This is a genomic window from Pelagicoccus sp. SDUM812002, assembly GCF_031127835.1.
Classification (GTDB): domain Bacteria; phylum Verrucomicrobiota; class Verrucomicrobiia; order Opitutales; family Opitutaceae; genus Pelagicoccus.
The window spans coordinates 1-1,630 of the sequence record NZ_JARXHX010000075.1 but is presented as its reverse complement, the minus strand read 5'-3'; the positions used below and the strand labels follow the sequence as shown (position 1 = coordinate 1,630).

The 1,630-nt window shown below is 42.5% G+C and carries 3 protein-coding genes; all 3 read right to left on the bottom strand.

Annotated features, from left to right (window positions below; genetic code table 11):
- Positions 1–319: 319 nt before the first annotated feature.
- The 3 genes from QEH53_RS23675 to QEH53_RS23665 all read right to left on the bottom strand — a co-directional run bounded on the left by QEH53_RS23675 (position 320) and on the right by QEH53_RS23665 (position 1,524).
- Complete coding sequence (locus tag QEH53_RS23675) at positions 320–607, bottom strand: hypothetical protein (RefSeq protein WP_309025710.1); 288 nt, start codon at positions 605–607, stop codon at positions 320–322.
- 145 nt (positions 608–752) lie between these two features.
- Positions 753–1,088 (bottom strand): hypothetical protein, encoded by a 336-nt coding sequence (locus QEH53_RS23670; protein WP_309025709.1) that lies wholly within the window; start codon positions 1,086–1,088, stop codon positions 753–755.
- Positions 1,089–1,131: 43 nt separating this feature from the next.
- Positions 1,132–1,524, bottom strand: a complete 393-nt coding sequence (locus tag QEH53_RS23665; RefSeq protein WP_309025708.1) for a hypothetical protein — start codon at positions 1,522–1,524, stop codon at positions 1,132–1,134.
- Positions 1,525–1,630: the final 106 nt, after the last annotated feature.

Below are 1,630 nucleotides of genomic sequence, written 5' to 3'. Positions count from 1 at the left end.
ATTCGTTTTCTTTTGGGTCGGATAGGGGAGATGCTGAATGTCGAAGTTCTAGCAGTGGGGATTTCTTTTCTGTAGTTAGATTTCAGCTACTTGTTACGTTCAGTTTTTAGATAGTAGCTGAATTTTTAAATTTTTTCCCTTCGGGGAGGCTTCGCCTGAAATAACTTCGTCATTTCAATAGTTCTTTTTGGTTCGCCCATCGCCGAGGTGATACGCGAGCTCAAGTTAAAGCTCAAACGTTGGGTTGAGGTTGAATGTGTCTGGTGTGTTGGAATTTCGGCGAGCGCTTACCCGAGTTGTATCGACCGATTTGTTCGAACTATTCTTCATCGTCTATAATAGTTCTAGCTTCTTGAGCTTGTTCGAATTCTTTTTTCATAGCATCGATTAAGTCGAGCCATTGTTCGGCTGTCATTTTGACACTTATCTCTGGCTGCTCTCTATCGTTGTTCTTTTTAAGCGTGAACATCCGAATTGTGAAACCTTCGATTTTCGCCTCTTTGTTATCTCCTCGAATGTGGGGATTAAAGTCGAAACGTACTTTATCGTGATAAAGCTGCTTGTGAGGTAATTTCACGTAACCGTCGTATTCGTTGTGTGATGCCATTTTATTTCTTCGAACGCAGAGGCCATACGTGGAGGCCACGCTAATGATTCAAGTTTCAGGGGTCGTTGATTTGGTTGGGTCGTGGTGAAAGAGGCGGGCGTTTGCCGGAATTGTATGGGCCGACTTGTTGGAAACTTTTCACTGTTCATATTTTTGAATACAATGTCTTTGCGGCTTCAATAACGCCACATGCTGTGAAGACGATCGTAGATACGATAACTATGAATGAGAATCTGTCTTCTGTAATGTCGTAGAAAAAATCGAGTGCCTTTGCGAAGCCGTAGCTGAATGCAAATGCTAGAACTCCTACAATGATCGTGACTACCAAAAGTGAGATCAGTTTTCCTTTCTTTTCGCTTCTTATTTTTTTGTTCGAGTCCCTAAGCCAAGATCTTGTTGAGCCGGCACAAGCTCCTCTGCCTTGGTTGGTTTTCGTCTGGTTCATTCTTCTTCCAACGCCGAGCTGATACATGGAGGCCATAAGCGGAGCGTTGGCCGGAATTGAATCGAGCGATTTGTTCGAATTAATTTTTTAAAGGAGGATTTATATGATTGGATGGATTATTGTTTGGGGTGTCATTTTGGCTTTGCTGTGGTGCATCGTCGGAATGACCAAAGACGAAATTGTTTATTTGAGGAATCGTAAGGAGAAGAACGACAGTGAGAACCACAACAAACCGAGAAAGCCATAGCATGGATCTTTGTAGTTTCTCATTCACCTCTGATGATTTTTTTGATTCTTCAGAATATCGCGTCATCAAAATCGAGAAGTATGATAGGGAATATGATACATTCAGTGATTCACGGAGATAGCTCTTGTGGTTCGTTCGAAACATTTGATGTACCAACTCATCATCTGTCATTTCTTTGGCTGATTGATACTCGCGCTCTGCTTGTTGATCTTCTGGGGTGCTCATTTTATTTCTTCGAACGCCGAGCTCAGACGCGAGCGCTTGCGCGAGTTGTCTGGAGCGACTTGATATGCTTATTTTTTGTTTCTTATTCGTGCGATTTCAATCCAGA